The sequence below is a fragment of the Bariatricus sp. SGI.161 genome, from assembly GCF_050313695.1.
GTDB lineage: Bacteria > Bacillota > Clostridia > Lachnospirales > Lachnospiraceae > JAFBIX01.
On sequence record NZ_JBNPLX010000002.1, the window covers coordinates 64719 to 84214 of the forward strand.

Here is a 19496-nt window from a genome sequence, read left to right on the forward strand (position 1 = left end):
TATGTAAAAAATTAAGAAAATTTTCAACAATTTTTCACGGTTTTGGTGTATAGTGGTTTGTGCTAGACTGAACAGATGCTTTTTGAGTGAGTTTTGAATAATGATTAACAGGAGGGAATAGGTCATGAAAAAAGGTAGTAGTGTCTTGGCGGTTATGCTATGTGTGGCGATGCTGGCATGTGCATGTGCTGCTCCCGAGAGTAGTGAGAATAAGGAACCAGAATCTTCTGATAATAAGCAACAGGTGGAAGAGAAGGAATACCAGGGGAAGCTGGATCAGATAGAGCCATCTGCATATGATAATGTGGAGGGACTTCATCTGGAAGCAGGTTCTTATATTTCAATTATCGGGAAGGCTGAGGAAGGTCAGTACTGGAACGAAGTAAAAAAAGGTGTTGATCAGGCAGCGGCTGATATCAATGAATATCTGGGTTATGAAGGCAAGGATAAAGTGAAGGTTACTTATAGCGGTCCGGAGACGGAAGATAATGTGGATGAACAGGTGAATATCCTTGATGAAGAGCTTGCAAGATATCCGATCGCGGTGGGAATCTCCATCACAGATGCAAATGCGTGTGAGGTGCAGTTTGATCTGGCTGCTGAGAATGATATTCCGGTCGTGGCATATGATTCTGGAAGCGATTATCAGGGATTGATGGCAACCGTATCTACGGATAATGCGGTGGCTGCTCGTGAAGCAGCAACAAGACTTGCGGAATTGATCGGCGATTCAGGGGAAGTTATCCTGTTTGTAAATGATTCCAAATCCAAGACTTCGCTGGATCGTGAAAATGCATTTAAAGAAGAGATTCAGAACAATCATCCTAATATTACAATTGTAGAATCGTATCATCTGGATCAGTTAGAAGACATGCAGAAAATAGTTGCAGATGAAATCAATGCGGGAACATATCAGATAGACGAAGAGAGTGCGGAAGCAAAGTCAGATGTACAGATTGCGCCGGCGGATATCACAGAAGAAGATGTGATAGATTATGTTCTGGCAAAGCATCCAGACATCAAGGGCTGTTTTGCATCGAATGCGCCGACAGTGAAAAAGGCAATTGCCGGACTTGAACGAGCAGAAGCAGATGATGTCATGGTCGTTGGGTTTGATGCTGACGAAGAAGAGATGAAAGCCTTGTCTGATGGAAGGATTGATGGATTGATTGTCCAGAATCCATTTGGAATGGGATATGCGACTGTAGTGGCTGCGGCAAGAGCAGCACTGGATATGGGAAATGAAGCCTTTGTTAATACTGGATATACATGGGTGACCGCAGATAACTTAGAAGATGAAAGCATCCAGAAGATGTTATATTAAAATATATAAGAAATAAAATGACAGGCAGTGGAAAAACCATTGCCTGTCTTCTTTTTTCAGATCTTTCGATTCTGCGAATTATTATTTAATCGTTTCCTTTGTGGCTATCGTCATTGGATGCCGGTTCTGGTAGATACAAGTGGACGCTCTCGATTCGATTTTTATCCAGTGTCTCTACAACCATACGAATTCCTTCTTCTGTTGTAATGCTGTCTCCCTTCTCGGGAAGGCGGTCCAGATATTCAATGATGAATCCTCCAAGAGAATCATATTCTTCAGAACTTAAGTTAAGATCCAGACGATCATTCAGGTCATCCAGATTGATAGAACCTTCTACGATATATTCGCGGTCGCTGATTTCCTGAATAAAATCTTCTTCGTTTTCATCGTATTCATCATGAATCTCACCGACAATCTCTTCTAATATGTCTTCCAGGGTAATAAGTCCGGCTGTTTCGCCATATTCATCCAATACAATTGCAATGTTGAATGAAGCCTGACGCATCTCTACAAGAAGCTCTGAGATGCTTTTGTATTCGTAAGTAAAATACGCTTCTCTAAGTATATCGCGGATGTTGAATTCCTTTGTGTTGTCATATAACAACAAGTCCTTCATATTAATAGTACCAACAACATTATCTGTGGTGTCTTCGAAAATAGGAAGACGTGTAAATTTATCTTCACGAAAGATTTCAATCAACTCCGCATAAGTACTGTTAATATCAGCAAATGTCACATGGACGCGGGGAACCATAACGTCTTTTGCCTTGGCATCACCTAGGTCGAATACGTTATTGATCATCTCCCTTTCATCGGATTCAATCACTCCGTCTTCGTGGCTTACCTCTACAATGGTACGCAGTTCGGTTTCTGTCATTGCAGTGTTTTTTGCCTTCGCATCCACACGGAGAAGTAATAAAACGACGGTAGACAATCCGTTGATCACAAAAATAAAAGGTGTCATGACCTTCATGAAAAAATGGATGACCGGTGCATAGAGCAATGACATTTTCTCGGAATGAATGGTAGCCGTGGTCTTCGGGGTTATCTCACCGAATAAAAGAATCAATACGGTTAATATTCCGCTGGCAATTGCTACCATGGAACCGCCAAAGCTGTAAGCAAGACTGGTGGTCAAGGACGCTGCTGACAGATTGACGATGTTGTTGCCAATTAATATGGCACTGAGCATCTTGCCGGAATCATCGGTAACTTTTAAGACCGATTTTGCACGTTTATTTCCTTCGTCAGCCAGACTGCGGATCCGGATCTTATTCACCGTTGTCAAGGCTGTTTCTGCCGATGAAAAGAAAGCAGATAATATCAATAAAATAATTAGAATAATGAGTTGTGTGACGTCACTCGAGTCCAATTGAAAAGTTCACTCCTTTTTGATTAAAATTAATATGGCAATAATATAACGCATTTATAAGGATTTTGCAAGTGTACGTTGAATTTATGGGTTATTTAGTGTATGATGTACGGAGAAATCAAGTAGTGTGTATGGAGAAGAATATGAATCAGATTTTATATAATGAATTGTTGAAAATAATGAGTGAAGAACAGGTTAAAACAGAAGAACCTATGAAGAATCATACGACATTCCGTGTAGGAGGACCGGCTGAATTTTTTGTGATGCCAAGGACAGCCGAAGAAGTGAAAAAAGTAATCGATTTGTGTCGGAGAGAATCATTTCCTTATTATATTATTGGGAATGGCAGCAATCTCCTGGTATCTGACCAGGGATATCGAGGTGTTGTTCTTCAGATTTATAAGGAGATGAGCTGCATTGAGATTGAGGAAAATGTGATTGTGGCTCAGGCGGGAGCTTTGTTGTCTGCAATTGCGAATAAGGCCTTGGAAAATGGACTTACAGGATTCGAATTTGCAGCAGGGATTCCCGGAACTTTGGGAGGCGCCTGTGTAATGAATGCGGGAGCATATGGTGGCGAGATGAAGGATGTCCTGGAGGAAGTCACTGTTTTGACGGAAGAAGGAGAAGTGCTTATTATTCCAAAGGAGAATCTGGAATTGGGTTATCGTACCAGTATTATTGCCAGAAAGGGCTATATTGTGCTGGAGGCAAGAATACAGCTTCGGGAAGGCGAAAAAGAAGCAATTAAGTCCTTGATGGAAGAGCTGAAGGACAAGAGAGTCAGCAAGCAGCCGTTAGAATATCCAAGTGCCGGAAGTACATTTAAGCGTCCGGAAGGATATTTTGCAGGAAAGCTGATACAGGATGCAGGCCTTAGAGGTTTCTCTGTGGGCGGTGCACAAGTGTCGGAGAAGCATTGTGGATTTGTGATTAACAGAGAGAATGCAACAGCAGCTGATGTAGCAGAATTAATGCGACAGGTATCTGCCAGAGTGGAAGAAGAATTTGGAGTAAAATTAGAGCCGGAAGTGAAGAGACTAGGAGAATTCTAAGATGAGATGTGTAATTGTAACAGGAATGTCAGGAGCGGGAAAAAGTACAGCTCTTAAAATGTTGGAAGATGTAGGATATTTTTGCGTAGATAATCTGCCGGTACCTTTGATCCCGAAGATGGCAGATCTGTTACGGGTGCCTGGAACAGAGATCAATAAGGCGGCTCTGGGTGTGGATATCCGAAGTGGACAGAGCTTTGAAGAACTGGAAAAAGTACTGGAAGAATTGGATAGTACTGGAATGCAGTATGAGATTCTGTTCTTGGAATCCAGTGACGATGTCCTGATCAAACGATACAAAGAGACCAGGCGGTTCCATCCGTTGGCGGGAAATGAAGGGCGCGTTGATCAGGGAATCCGTATGGAGAGACAGCGCATTCAATTCTTACGTAAGAGAGCGGATTATCTGATAGATACAAGCCATATGCTGACGAGAGAGTTAAAGGCAGAATTAAATAAGATATTTGTGCAAAATAAAGAATATAAGAATCTTTATATCTCGGTGCTTTCTTTTGGCTTCAAATATGGAATCCCGGCAGATGCAGATCTGGTGTTTGATGTGCGTTTCTTGCCGAACCCATATTATATAGAAGAATTACGTCCTAAGAGCGGAAATGACAAAGAAGTAAGAGATTATGTAATGCAGAATGAGAAGGCAAATGTATTTCTGGAGAAGTTGTCAGATATGGTGGAATTCCTGATCCCGAATTATATTTTGGAAGGGAAAACGCAGTTGGTAATCGGAATTGGATGTACCGGAGGAAAGCATCGCTCGGTTACACTTGCCAATGAACTGTTTCGGGTGTTGAGTAAGAATGAGAATTATGGAGTTCGTATTGAACATCGGGACATAGGAAAGGATGCAATTACCAAGGCAAGATAGGAGTAAGAGATGTCATTTTCAGGAAAGATAAGAGAAGAGCTGATGCAGCATTATGCGAAGGCCAGACACTGTAATCTCGCGGAATTATCGGCAATTGTGCATATGACAGGAGCATTTTCACAAGACAAGAAAGGCGTATGTGTCATGAAACTTCATACGGAAAATCTTGGAGTTGCAAGAAAATGCTTTACATTATTGGAAAAAACATTTAATATAAGAACTGATATCGCAATTCGTAGGAATATGAGCAAAGGAAGCTGCAATTATTATATTTACGCCAAAGGTGAAGAATTGTTGGCTGTGAAGAATACGATCGTGCAGGCGGTATGCTGCAAGAGGGCATATATCCGTGGTGCGTTTATCGCTTCAGGTTCGATGAGCGATCCGAGTAAATCCTATCATTTCGAAATTGTCTGCAATACACAGGATCAGGCAGAACATCTGAAGAATATGATAAATAGTTTCGATATGGAGGCGAAGATCGTCAGCAGAAAGAAGACCTACGTTGTGTATTTAAAAGAAGGCTCGCAGATTGTTGATATTCTGAATGTTATGGAAGCGCATGTTGCGTTGATGGAACTTGAGAATGTCAGGATCATGAAGGAGATGCGTAACTCTGTAAATCGTAAAGTGAACTGCGAGACAGCTAATATTAACAAAACCGTATCTGCCGCTGTCAGGCAGATAGAGGATATCAAATATATACAAGATACCGTTGGTTTTGAAAAGTTGCCCGAAGGGTTGAAAGACGTTGCCCTTACACGTCTTGCATATCGGGATGCAACTTTGAAGGAACTGGGGGAACTCCTGGAAACACCGTTAGGGAAATCCGGGGTAAATCACCGGCTCAGGAAATTAAGTGAAATAGCAGAAAAGTTAAGGGAACAATAGGGAGGAGCTTTTTTATGATCAAGAAACCTGTTACTATTCAAAACAATATGGATATGGAAGATCGTCCGATTGCACACTTGGTTCAGGAAGCAAGTCAATATGCAAGTCAGGTATACATTGAAATTGATAATAAAAAGATCAATGCCAAGAGTATCATGGGAATGATGAGCTTAAGACTGCAGAAGGGTGAGAATATTACGGTGGTAGCAGAGGGAAAAGACGAAGCAGAAGCCGCGGCAGGTGTAGAAAACTTTTTGGTTGCGAACAACTAAATAATACATAATCAGCAAAAGGCAGAGGGCATGGAATCAACATGTCCTTTTGTTTATCTTATGATAGAAGGAGGAGATATGTATGAAACGGTTATTATTTATTTATAATCCTCATGCAGGAAAGGAACTTTTAAAACCACAGTTGTCGGATATCATTGACATATTTGTAAAAGCGGGTTATGAAGTAACTGCATATCCAACCCAGTCATACCGGGATGCTTATAAAAAAGTACTGAAGTACAATGCGAAAGATTATGATCTGGTTGTGTGTAGCGGCGGTGATGGAACGATTGACGAAGTTGTGACCGGAATGATGAAAAGGAAAGAGAAAACTCCAATCGGATATATTCCGACAGGGACAACCAATGACTTCGCAAATAGTCTGCATATCCCGAAGGGACTTTTGAAGGCGGCAGACAATGCGGTAAACGGTGTTGTATTTCCTTGTGATGTGGGTCGGTTTAATGATGATACGTTTGTATATGTTGCGGCATTTGGAATTTTTACCAGTGTTTCCTACGAGACCAAGCAGGAGATGAAAAATATCCTGGGGCATCTGGCTTATGTTCTGGAAGGAACGAAACAGTTGTTCAATGTGCCTTCCTATCGGATCAAAGTGATACATGAAGATGAGGTTATTGAAGATGAGTTTATCCTGGGTATGGTGACAAATTCCCGTTCGGTAGGAGGGTTCCGTAATATGATCGGCAGACAGGTAGCGTTTGATGACGGCCTGTTTGAAGTGACCCTGATCAAACGCCCGAAGAATCCGATTGAATTGCAGGAGATTATAGCTGCGCTTCTGATTGAACAGATAGATACCAAACATATGTATACATTTAAAACGGGTCATATTACGTTTGAGTCTATTGAGGAAATCCCATGGACACTAGACGGAGAATTCGGCGGTGAGCATGATGAAGTTGTGATAGACAATCTGAATAAACAGCTTATGATAATGGTGCCGGAGACCCATGTCGAAGAATTGATGGAAGATCCGGAAGAAAAATAACATATTTTGAAAAAAGTGCTTGCCTATTTGGCAATTGTTTGCTATAATAGGCAAGTACGAAACAGAAAGACGTATGAATATGGCTCCGTGGTCAAGCGGTCAAGACGCTAGCCTCTCACGCTGGAATCAGGGGTTCGATTCCCCTCGGAGTCACTTAACCAATTCGCTGAATGCTTTGAAATACAGGTGCTCAGCGAATTTTTTTGTTTCATAGGAAATTCCTTCGGATTTCCTATGAAACAAAAACACTCCGTGGGGATGCGCAGAAACGCATATGGAAAATTGTCACTTCGTGACATGCGTTTCGCGCCAAAGTGTACAAGCCCCTCATGAGTGAGGGATATAGGGAGTTGAAGTGGACTTGTCCACTTTGTTCTACCATCATATAGAAAACATAATCAGAATGGTAATTGGAAGGAGAGATGACGATGAAATATTATGAGATTCCGCACACGAATATGCGACAATCAGCAGTCATACAAGGCTGCATGCGCTTTAAAGGAATGAGCAGTACGGAAGTTGAGCAAATAGTGAATCTTTGTCTGGAGAACGGAATCAACAGTTTTGATCATGCCGATGTGTATGGCACTGCTGGAATGCGCGGTGAATGTGAGCAATTGTTTGGACAAGTGCTTAAGGAGAATCCGGGACTACGTGATAAAGTATATATTCAGAGTAAATGCGGCATCTGCAAGAGCGAACAGGATTATTACGACTTTTCAAAGGAACATATTCTGGAGGCTGTGGATGGAATATTGACAAGATTGCAGACGGAATATCTGGATGCTCTGCTTCTCCATCGCCCGGATACTTTGATGGAACCAGAAGAAGTTGCGGATGCTTTTGAAACTCTACATAAGGCAGGCAAGGTTCGATACTTTGGAGTCTCGAATATGAATCCGGGACAGGTGGAACTCCTTGACCGTGCGGTGGATGCTCCACTGGTGTTTAATCAGCTCCAGCTGAGTATTGCTCACTGTCCGATGATAGATACCGGACTTAGTGTGAATAACCGGATTCCACAGGCTGTCGATTATGAAGGTGGTATCCTGGAATATTCCCGGTTGAAAGCAATGACGATTCAGGCCTGGTCGCCGTTCCAGAAAGGTCTGTTTGAAGGACCATTCCTCACAGACTGGGAGACTTATGGTGAATTAAATGCTTATATTGATCAGCTTGCTGAAAAATATAATGTGACGAATACAGCGATTGCTGTGGCGTGGATTCTGAGACATCCGGCACATATGCAGGTAATTCTGGGAACAACGAACCAGAAAAGGATAGCAGATGCATGCCAGGGAGCAGATATTACGCTGACAAGAGAAGAATGGTATACGCTGTATGCAAAAGCAGGAAAGAGAATTCTGTAATTGCCATATTCTGAGAGTGCATTACCTTTCTCCTTGTTTTTTTTCCTTTTATGAGATATAATGAAACAAGCGAATATAATTGCCATGCAGATGTAATGTTACATGGCCAAGGAATTGGAGGAATAATATATGTTAGTATCAGCAAAAGAGATGCTTGACAAAGCAGTAGCAGGCCACTATGCAGTGGGACAGTTCAACATTAACAATCTTGAGTGGACAAAAGCAATCCTTCTTACAGCAGAAGAATGCAAGTCACCAGTTATCTTAGGTGTATCTGAAGGTGCAGGAAAATATATGACAGGCTTCAAGACTGTATCAGCTATGGTATCTGCAATGATCGAAGAACTTGGAATTACAGTTCCAGTTGCATTACACCTTGACCATGGTACTTATGACGGATGTTATAAATGTATTGAAGCAGGATTCTCTTCTATCATGTTTGATGGTTCCAAATACCCAATCGAAGAGAACGTTGCAAAGACAAAAGAGTTAATCGCAGTATGTAAAGAAAAAGGTCTGTCTCTGGAAGCTGAAGTAGGTGCGATCGGTGGAGAAGAAGATGGAGTAATCGGTCAGGGCGAATGTGCTGATCCTAATGAATGTAAGATGATCGCTGATCTTGGCGTAGACATGCTTGCAGCAGGAATCGGTAACATCCATGGAAAATATCCAGAGAACTGGGCAGGATTAAGCTTTGAAACTCTGGACGCAATCCAGAAGCTTACAGGAGATATGCCATTAGTACTTCACGGTGGTACAGGAATTCCAGAAGATATGATTAAGAAAGCTATCGACCTTGGAGTTGCTAAGATCAATGTTAATACAGAATGCCAGTTATCTTTCGCAGATGCTACACGTAAATATATCGAAGCAGGAAAAGATCTGGAAGGAAAGGGATATGACCCTCGTAAATTATTAAAACCAGGTGTAGACGCAATCATGCAGACAGTAAAAGAGAAGATGGAATTATTTGGCTCCGTTGGTAAGGCTGAATAATTTGATAAAATTTTCACTTGCCTTTTTCGACCGATTGAGTTATACTAACAGGCATAGAAAGAACAAAGGCGTTCCAGAGTTATCTGGAGTGCCTTTTTTTCTGACTTTTATACAAGAGAGTTTCTCTGGTACATAAAACCCCGCAGCATTAGCTTAAAATTAAAGATTAAGAAAGGAAACGCAAAGATATGAGTGAAGCAATTAATGTGGCTGATATTTTTGGCGAAGACGTATTCAATGACACAGTCATGCAGGAACGTCTGCCAAAAAAAGTTTACAAAGATCTGAAGAAAACAATTGAGGAAGGTAAAGAGTTAGACCTTGCAACAGCAGATGTCATTGCACATGAGATGAAGGAATGGGCAATTGAAAAGGGTGCTACTCATTATACCCACTGGTTCCAGCCTCTTACAGGAGTAACTGCTGAGAAGCATGATTCATTTATCTCTGCACCTCTTCCGAGTGGAAAGGTATTGATGAGTTTCTCTGGAAAAGAATTGATCAAAGGAGAACCAGATGCATCTTCATTCCCATCAGGAGGTCTTCGTGCAACATTCGAAGCAAGAGGATATACAGCATGGGATTGTACATCTCCAGCATTTGTAAGACATGATGCAGCCGGAGCTACACTTTGCATTCCTACTGCATTCTGCTCATATAAAGGAGAAGCGCTGGATCAGAAGACACCATTGCTTCGTTCTATGCAGGCAATCAGTGAACAGTCTATCAGACTGGTCCGTCTCTTTGGAAATACAACATCCAAGAAGGTAACACCTTCCGTTGGACCTGAGCAGGAATATTTCCTTGTGGATGCTGAGAAATTCCTTCAAAGAAAGGATTTGATCTACACAGGACGTACATTGTTCGGTGCTATGCCTCCAAAAGGCCAGGAATTGGATGATCACTATTTTGGAACCATTCGTCAGAGAATCGCAGGTTTCATGAAAGATGTCAATGAAGAACTGTGGAAAGTCGGTGTATCTGCCAAGACACAGCATAACGAAGTTGCTCCTGCACAGCATGAGTTAGCTCCAATCTATGCAGAAGCTAATGTAGCGGTTGACCATAACCATTTGGTAATGCAGACTCTTAAGAGAGTTGCATGCCAGCACGGTATGAAATGTCTGCTTCATGAGAAACCATTCGCAGGTGTCAATGGTTCTGGTAAGCATAATAACTGGTCTCTTACTACAGATGACGGTAAAAACCTGTTGGATCCAGGAAAAACTCCTCACGAAAATATCCAGTTCTTACTTGTACTCACCTGTATCCTGAAAGCAGTTGATGAACATGCAGATCTGCTTCGTGAGTCAGCGGCCGATCCAGGAAATGATCACAGACTTGGAGCAAATGAGGCTCCTCCGGCAATTATCTCAATCTTCCTTGGAGAGCAATTAGAGGATGTATTGGAACAGCTGATCAGTACAGGTGCAGCTACGCACAGCCTGAAGGGCGGCAAACTGGAGACCGGTGTAAGCACACTGCCAGATCTTGCAAAAGACGCTACAGACCGTAACAGAACGTCACCATTTGCGTTTACTGGAAATAAATTCGAATTCCGTATGGTAGGTTCCCGTGATTCTATCGCAGGACCAAACGTTGTACTGAATACAATCGTTGCAGAAGCATTTTCAGAAGCATGCGATGTGCTGGAGAATGCAGATGACTTCCAGACAGCAGTTCATGATCTGATCAAACAATATGCAACTGAGCATCAGCGTATTGTCTTTAATGGCAATGGTTACTCTGATGAGTGGGTTGCAGAAGCCCAGAGACGCGGACTTCCGAATATTAAATCTATGGTAGAAGCGATTCCTGCTCTGACAACAGAAAAGACGGTAGCTATGTTTGAAAAGTTCAAAGTATTTACCAAAGCTGAGCTTGAGTCTCGTGCAGAAATCAAATATGAGAACTACTCAAAGGCAATCAATATTGAAGCACGTACGATGATCGATATGGCAAGTAAGCAGATTGTTCCTGCAGTTATTAAGTATACAAAATCTCTGGCAGATACAGTTGTTGTAGTGAAGGAAGCTGGCGCAGATGCATCTGTTCAGGCTGAATTGCTGGGAGAAATCTCTGCATTACTTACAGAGACAAAGAAAGCATTAGAAGAGCTTATTGTAATCACTGATAAAGCAGCAGCAATGGAAGAAGGCGAAGAGCAGGCAAGATACTATCATTTCGATGTTGTTCCTGCTATGGAAGCACTTCGTGCACCAGTTGATAAACTGGAGATGATCGTAGATAAAGAAGCATGGCCAATGCCATCTTACGGCGATCTTATGTTTGAAGTATAGGATTTTAATAAAGTCATAAGAAAAATTTTAGAACCTTGGACTTGGAATGGAAACGGGTATGTGATATTCTAAGTTCAAGGTTTTATTATTGAAAATATACTGTAAGGCACAGATATATGTAAGAATAGATGCAGGAGGCTTTCATGACAAAAAGTGAATTTTTGGAAAAATTAAGACATGCGTTGGCAAATGATCTGAGCGGTCCGATTGTGCAGGATAATGTCAGATATTACGATAGTTATATCAGTGATGAAGTAAGAAAAGGACGAAGGGAAGAAGACGTGATCGCGGAGTTGGGAGACCCGTGGGCGATTGCCAAGACAATTATTGAATCTGTTGAGATACAGGGTAATACACAGGATGAATATGGATATGAACCATATAATCAAAGATATGAACAGGAACAACAGAAGGCTGGCGGCCATGTACATGTATTTGGCTTTGATACCTGGTGGAAAAAATTGCTTCTGATATTGGGAATTGTAGGAATCATTATGGTAGTTGTTGCCGTGATCGGCGGTCTTATAAGCCTTCTTGCCCCGATTTTGCTTCCGTTATTGATCATTATGTTCGTGATAAGAGTGCTGGGGAATAGGCGACAATAGATATATAGGATAAATAAAAGACCGATGGGGGAGCCATCGGTCTTTTGAGGGGAGTATAAATAATTAATAAGGGGTTGTAGAAAGTATTCTTTCTACATTGTTAAGTATAATATAGGGTGGTTCAAAAAGCAAGTTAAAAATTAAAAAAAACTTAATATATTTGCAAGAGCATTTTTGTGAAAAAGATACATAAAATCTGAGAGCACGGACATAATAACCTCGTAACCAAAAAGATTAGGAGGAATTAACATGGCTAAGAATTATAGTTCATCTAACAACAGTCAGAATACATCTGACAGAAATGCATCTGACAAGAACACATCTAACAGAAACGTATCTGATAAGAATGCATCTAACAGAAATGCATCTACACAGAGTACAACTTCAAAGAACAAGAATGCGAACAGCACAAACTTCGGTGATAAATACTAATCTGATCTGACAGAATAGAAACTGAAGTACGAAAGCACCGTCTGTGGAAAATGATTACCGCAGGCGGTGTTTTTTGTATAAAAATATTTTTGATTTTAACAGGATAACAGAAAGTTTTCGGTGTGAGTTGACAAGTGCTATAGAAAGAAAGTAAGATGGAAAAGTAAATAGATAGAATTGGAGAACAGAGAGATTATTATATGAAGAAAGTTGAATTGATTGCGCCCTGTCATTTTGGATTGGAAGCGGTATTAAAAAGAGAAATTCTTGATTTGGGATATGAGATCTCAGAAGTCGAAGACGGAAGGGTCACTTTCTATGGGGATGCGGACGCAGTCTGCCGTGCTAATATATTCTTGCGTACAGCGGAGAGAATATTGTGGAAAGTCGGGAGCTTCACGGCGGTGACGTTTGATGAGCTGTTCGAAAAGACGAAGAGTCTTCCCTGGGAAGATTATATTCCGAAAGATGGAAAGTTCTGGGTTGCGAAGGCTGCTTCTGTGAAGAGTAAGCTTTTCAGCCCTTCTGATATACAGTCGATTATGAAAAAGGCTATGGTAAGGCGGCTGCAGGAGCATTATCATATGGAATGGTTCCCGGAAGATGGGGCATCCTATCCGGTGAGGGTATTTTTGATGAAAGATGTGGTTACAATTGGAATTGACACATCAGGAATATCCCTCCATAAGCGTGGATATCGTGAAGTTTCAGGAAAAGCACCGATTACGGAGACGTTAGCAGCGGCATTGATCATGCTGACACCATGGAGGAAAGACCGGATTCTGGTGGATCCATTCTGCGGAAGCGGAACATTTCCGATTGAAGCGGCTATGATGGCGGCAAATATTGCGCCAGGCATGAACCGGTCTTTCACGGCAGAAGAATGGACGAATCTGATTCCGAAGAAGTTATGGTATGATGCAGTCAATGAGGCCAGTGACCTGATTGATGACGAGGTTGATGTGGATATTCAGGGATATGATCTGGATGGCTCAGTCATTAAGATAGCCAGAAGAAATGCAGAAGAAGCAGGCGTTGGACATCTGATTCATTTTCAGGAAAGAGACGTCAAAGACTTAAGCCATCCGAAGAAGTATGGATTTATCATTACGAATCCACCTTATGGAGAGCGTCTGGAAGACAAGAAAGACTTGCCGCAATTATACAGAGCATTTGGCGACAGTTTCAAACGACTGGATTCCTGGTCTGCGTACATGATTACTTCTTATGAAGAAGCAGAGAGGTATTTTGGAAGAAAGGCGGATAAGAACCGTAAGATTTATAATGGCATGTTAAAAACATACTTTTACCAGTTCCTGGGGCCAAAACCGCCCAGACGGCCCAGAGAACAACAGAGAAATAATAAAGGGGAGGAAACAGATGGAAAAGATTATATTTGCAACAGGCAATGCACATAAGATGATAGAGATTCGTATGATTCTCGAAGATCTGGGAATGGAGATTCTGTCCCAGAAGGAAGCGGGAATTACGGCAGATGTGGTAGAGGATGGAAAGACATTTGAGGAAAACGCCTTGATAAAAGCGACCAAAATAGCAGAAGCAGCGGCGAATATGCCGAAATACAAAAATGCGGTGGTTCTGGCAGATGATTCAGGCCTGGAAATTGATTATCTGAACAAAGAGCCGGGAATCTATTCAGCAAGATATATGGGAGAAGACACTTCTTACGATATCAAGAATCAGAACCTGATTGACCGATTAGATGGCGTGCCGGATGAAAAAAGAACTGCCAGATTCGTCTGTGCCATTGCGGCTGCGTTCCCAGATGGAAGCAGTGAAGTGGTCAGAGGAACGATGGAAGGAATCATCGGGTATGAGATTGCAGGGGAAAATGGGTTCGGATATGATCCGATATTCTATCTTCCGGAGTATGGATGCACCAGTGCACAGCTTGCACCGGAGAAGAAGAATGAACTCAGCCACAGAGGGGAAGGCTTAAGAAAGATGAGAAAGATTCTGGAGAAAAAACTGGAATCCAGAGAAAGATAAGATTGCGAGGATACTTATGAAGGTAGTGATTGTAAGCGATACACACGGTTCACACAGGAATCTGGAAAAGGTACTGGAGGAAGAAAAGCCAATGGATATGTTGATTCATCTCGGAGATGTCGAGGGTGGAGAAGATTATATCACAGCGTTGGAAGACTGTCCTACACATATTGTCAGAGGAAATAATGACTTCTTTTCCGATCTTCCGGGTGAAGAAGAGTTTATGATAGGTGATTACCATATATTTATTTCCCATGGACATTATTACTATGTCTCTATGGGAGAAGAACGATTAAAAGAAGAAGCAAGAGCACGAGGAGCGGATATTGTGATGTATGGTCATACACACAAACCGACATTGACTCGAGAAGAAGATCTTATTACATTGAATCCGGGAAGCATTGCGTATCCAAGGCAAGAAGGTCGCAGGCCCAGTTATATGGTGATGGAAATTGGGGGCGGAGACAGGATAGAATTCTCATTACGATATCTGTAAAAAGTGCGTTGTAAAAAGTACTGTAAAAAAGTGAAAAAAGTTGTTGACAAGCCGAGAGCCTTGCTATATAATAACTATTGTGTCACGGAGATGAAGACATAAATGACACGAAAATAAAATATCGGGGTGTGGCTCAGCTTGGCTAGAGCGCCTGGTTTGGGACCAGGAGGTCGCAGGTTCGAATCCTGTCACCCCGATAGACTTTGCGGGTGTAGTTCAATGGTAGAACACCAGCCTTCCAAGCTGGATACGTGGGTTCGATTCCCATCACCCGCTTTCTTAAAGCCATAAGGGATTTAAGAAGTATAGTTCTAAGGAGCTAGTCTTATGAGTCTGTAGCTCAGCTGGATAGAGCAACGGCCTTCTAAGCCGTAGGTCGAGGGTTCGAATCCCCCCAGGCTCGTTAGAACCACAAAAATTGAATAAGGTGGTACTTAGTTGGACATCAATAGTTCGATAAGTAATATATATGGTGGGTATGGTGCAGTTGGTTAGCGCGCCAGATTGTGGTTCTGGATATCAAGGGTTCGAGTCCCTTTACCCACCTTTTTTCTTTTTATTGGGCTATCGCCAAGCGGTAAGGCACAGGACTTTGACTCCTGCATTCGTTGGTTCGAATCCAACTAGCCCAGTTATTATGGGCGTGTAGCTCAGGTGGTAGAGCACTTGACTTTTAATCAAGTTGTCCGGGGTTCGAATCCCCGCACGCTCACTAAAAAAGGGATCAGAATGCTGGTCCCTTTTGATATCATTTATATGGATTATGCGGATGTGGCGGAACTGGCAGACGCGCTAGACTTAGGATCTAGTGGGAGACCGTGCAGGTTCGATTCCTGTCATCCGCAGTGAAAGTCTCAGCCTTTCGATTTCAGGGGGTTGGGGCTTTTTTTGTCCATATAGACATCTTTTTACAGGGAAAGTATTGACCTTCAAGGAACTTGATACTTTACAATTGCTATAAGAAATAAAGAAAGAGGAGGGATCGATATGAAATATGATAAAGAAATAGATGAGATTAGAAAGGCTATAGTGGAAGAAATAGACTTAGAATTTTATGATAGAAAAGATAGTGTCAATCAATTCTGCGTTTCGATAATTTCTGGCAATCCTGTTCCGGAAGATCATTTATTACTGGTTAGTTTTGACAAAAGAACCCTGGGCATACCTCCAATGTCAGGAACTTTCCGGTCAACAGGAGTAAGCCAGGAATATTATGGGAAAGTAACGGTTTATTATTGTAAGAAGAAGAGGGGATTATTTGGAAAAGAAACGATGAAAGTAGATAATTTCTATAAGAAGATATATAGTAAAGAAGATTGGAATTCTCATATAGAGAAAATACATTTGGCAGATATTGTGTGGAAATAAATTGTTTCAGGAAATATATTGACCTTCAGGGAACTTGATACCCTACAATCGCATCATATAAGAACGAAAGGAAGGGATTCGTATGAAGATTAAGGAAGTAGAACAAAGGGTGGGGATTACCAGAGCGAACATCCGTTATTATGAAGAGGAAGGCCTTTTGAATCCAGTCAGAAATCGGGAGAACAATTACCGTGAATATTCAGAAGAGGATGTAAAGAATCTGGAACGAATCAAAGTCTTGAGGGCGCTGGGAATTCCGATATCGGATGTTAAGATGTTGAATGCAGGGGCTCTTTCGCTGGATGAGGTTATGGAGAAGCGCCTGGAGCGGATCAGTGAGGAAGAGAAGAATCTGCGTGAGATTGAAAAGGTGTGCAGAACAATCCGACAGCTGGATATTTCCTTTGAAGAAGTGGATGAACAGATATTGGGGGAGGAAAAGGATATCTGGGAAGAGCAGTTTGAGAAGATCTGGAAAGAAGATATTACCAAGGAGATACTGACGCTGGGACAGTTGAACAAGAATCTGACATGGATGCTTGTGTGGGGATATTTCATGAATGCAGTTAGTGCACTGTTATTGGGGGATTTCTTTTTGAGATATGAAGGAATGTCATGGAGTAAGAGAATTGCAGTGGTAAAAAGTAATCCGGGAGAGATCCTGAATCGCCAGACCTTGTTCTTTGACCAGTGGAAATGGCTGATTCTGGCGGTAATTGTCTGTTTGATATGCTATATTGGTATGTATTTTACCGCAAATGTCAAAGCCCTGACGGTATTCTTCCACTTGGAGGCTTTGGTTCTGACGCCGTTTATTGCGGGAATATCATTGGCTGTTCGTAGCGTGTTTAGTACAGAAAAAGTGAAGAATCAGACCATAAGTGGAATGCATCTTGCGATTTTCTGGCTGGCGATGATGCTATATGTACTTCTGATCTTTCTGTTATCAGGGAAAAAGCAAGAATTTTTCTCAAAAGCAAGATATGTTCTGGGTATGGCCTTTGTGTATGCAATCATCCTGACTGTGTTGGCAGGAATTCTAAGTGACCTGTGGATACCGGCAGCGGTGATGTCATTTATATTTACGATATATATTGGACTTAGCTGGTTCCATGTAATCGGAGATGCTCCGAAGAGCGGAGGAAGCCGGTATTATGCAATCGTAAGTGCAACGAAGATGATGAATATCGCCGGTGCAGCATTTACAATGCAGGGCAAGTCAAGAGGAACAACGATCTTAAGATAATCAGAGAATCTGGATAAAAGAGCTCGCGTGCGGGCTCTTTTTATTAAGGCTATTTTATGTGTGTCCGGAAAACCATATGTTGCAACAAAAGAAAAAACCGATTATAATGTGAAGTATGTGTATATTAATAATAGGAGAATATATTGGAAAATACAGTTGGAAAAGGAGCGTAAGCAGATATGCTTGAAGTAAAAAATCTGACATTCAAGGTGAATGAAAATGGAATAGAGAGAAGCATCGTCAAGGGGATCAGTTTTGATGTTAAAGATGGTGAGATGCTTGTCATTACTGGACCGAATGGTGGTGGAAAATCAACACTTGCCAAGGTGTTGATGGGAATTGAACAGGCAGATGAAGGCCAGATCATACTGGACGGAGAGGATATCACTTCTTATGATATTAATCATCGCGCCAATGCGGGAATCGGTTTCGCATTCCAGCAGCCGCCAAGATTCAAGGGTATGACGGTGGATAAGTTATTGTCTCTGGCGGCAGGACATAAACTGGCAGAGCCGGAATGCTGTGCATTGCTAAGTAGTGTCGGGCTGTGTGCGCAGGAATATCTGAAAAGAGAAGTAGATGCAACTCTTTCCGGCGGAGAGATGAAGCGCCTGGAGATTGCGACTGTGCTTGCAAAGCAGCATAAGTTATGTATTTTTGATGAGCCGGAGGCAGGGATTGATCTCTGGAGTTTCTCCATGTTGATCCAGCAGTTTGAAAAGATACACAGTAAAAAGGAAGAAAGCCTGATCCTTATCTCTCATCAGGAGCGTATTATCCAGATGGCAGACCGGATTATGGTAATTGAGGATGGCAATATTGGCGCAATCGGACCAAAAGATGAGATTCTTCCGACATTGTTGGATAAGGGTGACAGCTGCGCCTGCATGAACTGCTAAGAGAGAGGAGTGTTAGAGATGGCCACATTAGATGAGATTACAAAAAAGATATTAGAGCAGATCGATGGATCTGGTTTCCAGCAAAAAGGAGCTTTTAATCTGCGCCATAATGGAGTTGCTCTTTGTCACGGAGACAGCGAGCATATTAAGATTAAGAAAAAGGAAGAAAAGTCAGGAATTGACATCTATATTGACGGAGAGACTAGAGGAGAGCAGGTACATATCCCAGTCGTGGTAGATGCTTCCGGTATGACAGATGTAGTATATAATGATTTCTATGTTGCAGAAGGTGCGGATGTAACGATTGTAGCCGGCTGCGGAATTCACAACAGTGGCTGTAACGAAAGCCGTCATGATGGAATCCACTCTTTCCATGTGGGAAAGGGTGCGAATGTCCGTTATGAGGAGAAGCATTATGGGGAAGGGGAAGGCACAGGTGCCAGAGTGCTGAATCCAGTCACAAAGATTTATCTGGAAGAGGATGCTGTATTTACACTGGATACAGCACAGATTAAAGGTGTAGATTCTACAGTTCGTGAGACGGATGTTGAGATGGGAGCAAATTCCAAGTTATATGTGATTGAAAAATTAATGACGCATGACAGTCAGACTGCAGAATCCAATATGGAAGTGCAGATGAATGGTGAGGGAAGCTCCGCGCAGATTATCTCCAGATCTGTTGCAAAAGGCGAGTCGAAGCAGGTATTTCACCCGAAGGCGGTAGGGAATGCCAAGTGCCATGCTCATGTACAGTGTGATTCCATCATCATGGATCATGCAGAAGTAAGCTCCATTCCGGAGATCAATGCAAGACATCTGGATGCGGCAATTATCCATGAAGCGGCAATCGGAAGAATTAATGATGAACAACTTGTGAAACTGCGTACATTGGGTATGACGGAGGAGGAAGCAGAATCCATTATTATTGAAAATTTCCTGAATTAGGAGATGTGCAGAGAAAGGAC

19 protein-coding genes and 8 tRNA genes are annotated in these 19496 nt (G+C 42.0%); 26 read left to right on the forward strand and 1 reads right to left on the reverse strand.

Annotated elements, in window-relative coordinates:
• The first annotated feature begins 124 nt into the window (after positions 1-124).
• A complete protein-coding gene (locus ACQRBH_RS01660; protein ID WP_427760768.1) occupies positions 125-1324 on the forward strand; it encodes a substrate-binding domain-containing protein in 1200 nt (399 codons plus the stop codon).
• 85 nt (positions 1325-1409) lie between these two features.
• Here ACQRBH_RS01660 and ACQRBH_RS01665 read toward each other — a convergent pair whose 3' ends face one another.
• Positions 1410-2696: an HlyC/CorC family transporter gene (locus tag ACQRBH_RS01665; RefSeq protein WP_427760769.1), complete on the reverse strand. Its 1287-nt coding sequence runs from the start codon at positions 2694-2696 to the stop codon at positions 1410-1412.
• 143 nt (positions 2697-2839) lie between these two features.
• On the opposite strand from ACQRBH_RS01665, the gene murB reads away from it, so the two are divergent.
• From murB to ACQRBH_RS01790, 25 genes are all read left to right on the forward strand, one after another.
• Positions 2840-3751, forward strand: coding sequence for a UDP-N-acetylmuramate dehydrogenase (murB, locus tag ACQRBH_RS01670; protein ID WP_427743012.1), 912 nt, complete (start codon positions 2840-2842; stop codon positions 3749-3751).
• 1 nt (position 3752) lies between these two features.
• Positions 3753-4634 carry an RNase adapter RapZ gene (gene rapZ, locus ACQRBH_RS01675; RefSeq protein ID WP_235232931.1) on the forward strand — a complete coding sequence of 294 codons (882 nt, stop codon included), beginning with the start codon at positions 3753-3755 and terminating at the stop codon, positions 4632-4634.
• Between the two features lie 9 nt (positions 4635-4643).
• The gene (gene whiA, locus ACQRBH_RS01680; RefSeq protein ID WP_427743010.1) at positions 4644-5525 is read left to right on the forward strand and encodes a DNA-binding protein WhiA; all 882 of its coding nucleotides are present in this window, start codon (positions 4644-4646) and stop codon (positions 5523-5525) included.
• A gap of 14 nt (positions 5526-5539) precedes the next feature.
• Positions 5540-5797 (forward strand): HPr family phosphocarrier protein, encoded by a 258-nt coding sequence (locus ACQRBH_RS01685; RefSeq protein WP_235232929.1) that lies wholly within the window; start codon positions 5540-5542, stop codon positions 5795-5797.
• Positions 5798-5879: 82 nt separating this feature from the next.
• Entirely contained in the window at positions 5880-6809 is a 930-nt protein-coding gene (locus ACQRBH_RS01690; RefSeq protein WP_427743009.1) for a diacylglycerol/lipid kinase family protein, read from the forward strand.
• Between the two features lie 81 nt (positions 6810-6890).
• A tRNA-Glu gene (locus ACQRBH_RS01695) sits at positions 6891-6962 on the forward strand.
• A gap of 275 nt (positions 6963-7237) precedes the next feature.
• Positions 7238-8179, forward strand: coding sequence for an aldo/keto reductase (locus tag ACQRBH_RS01700; RefSeq protein WP_427743008.1), 942 nt, complete (start codon positions 7238-7240; stop codon positions 8177-8179).
• Between the two features lie 129 nt (positions 8180-8308).
• Positions 8309-9175, forward strand: a complete 867-nt coding sequence (fba, locus tag ACQRBH_RS01705) for a class II fructose-1,6-bisphosphate aldolase (protein WP_235232926.1) — start codon at positions 8309-8311, stop codon at positions 9173-9175.
• Positions 9176-9363: 188 nt separating this feature from the next.
• A complete protein-coding gene (locus tag ACQRBH_RS01710) occupies positions 9364-11475 on the forward strand; it encodes a glutamine synthetase III (RefSeq protein ID WP_427743007.1) in 2112 nt (703 codons plus the stop codon).
• A 143-nt stretch (positions 11476-11618) separates the two neighbouring features.
• Positions 11619-12080: a DUF1700 domain-containing protein gene (locus ACQRBH_RS01715; protein WP_427760770.1), complete on the forward strand. Its 462-nt coding sequence runs from the start codon at positions 11619-11621 to the stop codon at positions 12078-12080.
• A 249-nt stretch (positions 12081-12329) separates the two neighbouring features.
• Positions 12330-12512 (forward strand): hypothetical protein, encoded by a 183-nt coding sequence (locus tag ACQRBH_RS01720; protein ID WP_427760771.1) that lies wholly within the window; start codon positions 12330-12332, stop codon positions 12510-12512.
• Positions 12513-12712: 200 nt separating this feature from the next.
• Positions 12713-13930, forward strand: coding sequence for a THUMP domain-containing class I SAM-dependent RNA methyltransferase (locus ACQRBH_RS01725; protein WP_427760772.1), 1218 nt, complete (start codon positions 12713-12715; stop codon positions 13928-13930).
• Positions 13893-14522, forward strand: a complete 630-nt coding sequence (gene rdgB / locus ACQRBH_RS01730; RefSeq protein WP_347375692.1) for an RdgB/HAM1 family non-canonical purine NTP pyrophosphatase — start codon at positions 13893-13895, stop codon at positions 14520-14522. The genes ACQRBH_RS01725 and rdgB overlap by 38 nt, the downstream gene beginning before the upstream one ends.
• A 16-nt stretch (positions 14523-14538) precedes the next feature.
• Positions 14539-15018, forward strand: a complete 480-nt coding sequence (locus ACQRBH_RS01735) for a metallophosphoesterase family protein (protein WP_427743004.1) — start codon at positions 14539-14541, stop codon at positions 15016-15018.
• Positions 15019-15140: 122 nt separating this feature from the next.
• Positions 15141-15215 (forward strand) — tRNA-Pro (locus ACQRBH_RS01740).
• Positions 15216-15223: 8 nt separating this feature from the next.
• Positions 15224-15294 (forward strand) — tRNA-Gly (locus ACQRBH_RS01745).
• A gap of 53 nt (positions 15295-15347) precedes the next feature.
• Positions 15348-15421: transfer RNA gene (locus ACQRBH_RS01750), tRNA-Arg, on the forward strand.
• Positions 15422-15490: 69 nt separating this feature from the next.
• A tRNA-His gene (locus ACQRBH_RS01755) sits at positions 15491-15564 on the forward strand.
• A gap of 14 nt (positions 15565-15578) precedes the next feature.
• Positions 15579-15650: transfer RNA gene (locus ACQRBH_RS01760), tRNA-Gln, on the forward strand.
• A gap of 7 nt (positions 15651-15657) precedes the next feature.
• A tRNA-Lys gene (locus ACQRBH_RS01765) sits at positions 15658-15730 on the forward strand.
• A 53-nt stretch (positions 15731-15783) separates the two neighbouring features.
• Positions 15784-15863, forward strand: a tRNA-Leu gene (locus ACQRBH_RS01770).
• A gap of 142 nt (positions 15864-16005) precedes the next feature.
• Positions 16006-16386: a hypothetical protein gene (locus tag ACQRBH_RS01775; protein ID WP_427743003.1), complete on the forward strand. Its 381-nt coding sequence runs from the start codon at positions 16006-16008 to the stop codon at positions 16384-16386.
• 82 nt (positions 16387-16468) lie between these two features.
• On the forward strand, positions 16469-17632 hold the full coding sequence (locus ACQRBH_RS01780) for a MerR family transcriptional regulator (protein ID WP_427760773.1): 1164 nt from the start codon (positions 16469-16471) through the stop codon (positions 17630-17632).
• A 179-nt stretch (positions 17633-17811) separates the two neighbouring features.
• Positions 17812-18531: an ABC transporter ATP-binding protein gene (locus ACQRBH_RS01785; protein ID WP_427743001.1), complete on the forward strand. Its 720-nt coding sequence runs from the start codon at positions 17812-17814 to the stop codon at positions 18529-18531.
• 18 nt (positions 18532-18549) lie between these two features.
• Positions 18550-19476, forward strand: coding sequence for a SufB/SufD family protein (locus ACQRBH_RS01790; RefSeq protein WP_235232321.1), 927 nt, complete (start codon positions 18550-18552; stop codon positions 19474-19476).
• Positions 19477-19496: the final 20 nt, after the last annotated feature.

What these genes read in the sequence shown, in the direction of transcription:
- ACQRBH_RS01660 (WP_427760768.1), top strand. Translation starts at nt 125, where the DNA reads ATGAAAAAAGGTAGTAGTGTCTTGGCGGTTATGCTATGTGTGGCGATG.
- murB (WP_427743012.1), top strand. Translation starts at nt 2,840, where the DNA reads ATGAATCAGATTTTATATAATGAATTGTTGAAAATAATGAGTGAAGAA.
- rapZ (WP_235232931.1), top strand. Translation starts at nt 3,753, where the DNA reads ATGAGATGTGTAATTGTAACAGGAATGTCAGGAGCGGGAAAAAGTACA.
- whiA (WP_427743010.1), top strand. Translation starts at nt 4,644, where the DNA reads ATGTCATTTTCAGGAAAGATAAGAGAAGAGCTGATGCAGCATTATGCG.
- ACQRBH_RS01685 (WP_235232929.1), top strand. Translation starts at nt 5,540, where the DNA reads ATGATCAAGAAACCTGTTACTATTCAAAACAATATGGATATGGAAGAT.
- ACQRBH_RS01690 (WP_427743009.1), top strand. Translation starts at nt 5,880, where the DNA reads ATGAAACGGTTATTATTTATTTATAATCCTCATGCAGGAAAGGAACTT.
- ACQRBH_RS01700 (WP_427743008.1), top strand. Translation starts at nt 7,238, where the DNA reads ATGAAATATTATGAGATTCCGCACACGAATATGCGACAATCAGCAGTC.
- fba (WP_235232926.1), top strand. Translation starts at nt 8,309, where the DNA reads ATGTTAGTATCAGCAAAAGAGATGCTTGACAAAGCAGTAGCAGGCCAC.
- ACQRBH_RS01710 (WP_427743007.1), top strand. Translation starts at nt 9,364, where the DNA reads ATGAGTGAAGCAATTAATGTGGCTGATATTTTTGGCGAAGACGTATTC.
- ACQRBH_RS01715 (WP_427760770.1), top strand. Translation starts at nt 11,619, where the DNA reads ATGACAAAAAGTGAATTTTTGGAAAAATTAAGACATGCGTTGGCAAAT.
- ACQRBH_RS01720 (WP_427760771.1), top strand. Translation starts at nt 12,330, where the DNA reads ATGGCTAAGAATTATAGTTCATCTAACAACAGTCAGAATACATCTGAC.
- ACQRBH_RS01725 (WP_427760772.1), top strand. Translation starts at nt 12,713, where the DNA reads ATGAAGAAAGTTGAATTGATTGCGCCCTGTCATTTTGGATTGGAAGCG.
- rdgB (WP_347375692.1), top strand. Translation starts at nt 13,893, where the DNA reads ATGGAAAAGATTATATTTGCAACAGGCAATGCACATAAGATGATAGAG.
- ACQRBH_RS01735 (WP_427743004.1), top strand. Translation starts at nt 14,539, where the DNA reads ATGAAGGTAGTGATTGTAAGCGATACACACGGTTCACACAGGAATCTG.
- ACQRBH_RS01775 (WP_427743003.1), top strand. Translation starts at nt 16,006, where the DNA reads ATGAAATATGATAAAGAAATAGATGAGATTAGAAAGGCTATAGTGGAA.
- ACQRBH_RS01780 (WP_427760773.1), top strand. Translation starts at nt 16,469, where the DNA reads ATGAAGATTAAGGAAGTAGAACAAAGGGTGGGGATTACCAGAGCGAAC.
- ACQRBH_RS01785 (WP_427743001.1), top strand. Translation starts at nt 17,812, where the DNA reads ATGCTTGAAGTAAAAAATCTGACATTCAAGGTGAATGAAAATGGAATA.
- ACQRBH_RS01790 (WP_235232321.1), top strand. Translation starts at nt 18,550, where the DNA reads ATGGCCACATTAGATGAGATTACAAAAAAGATATTAGAGCAGATCGAT.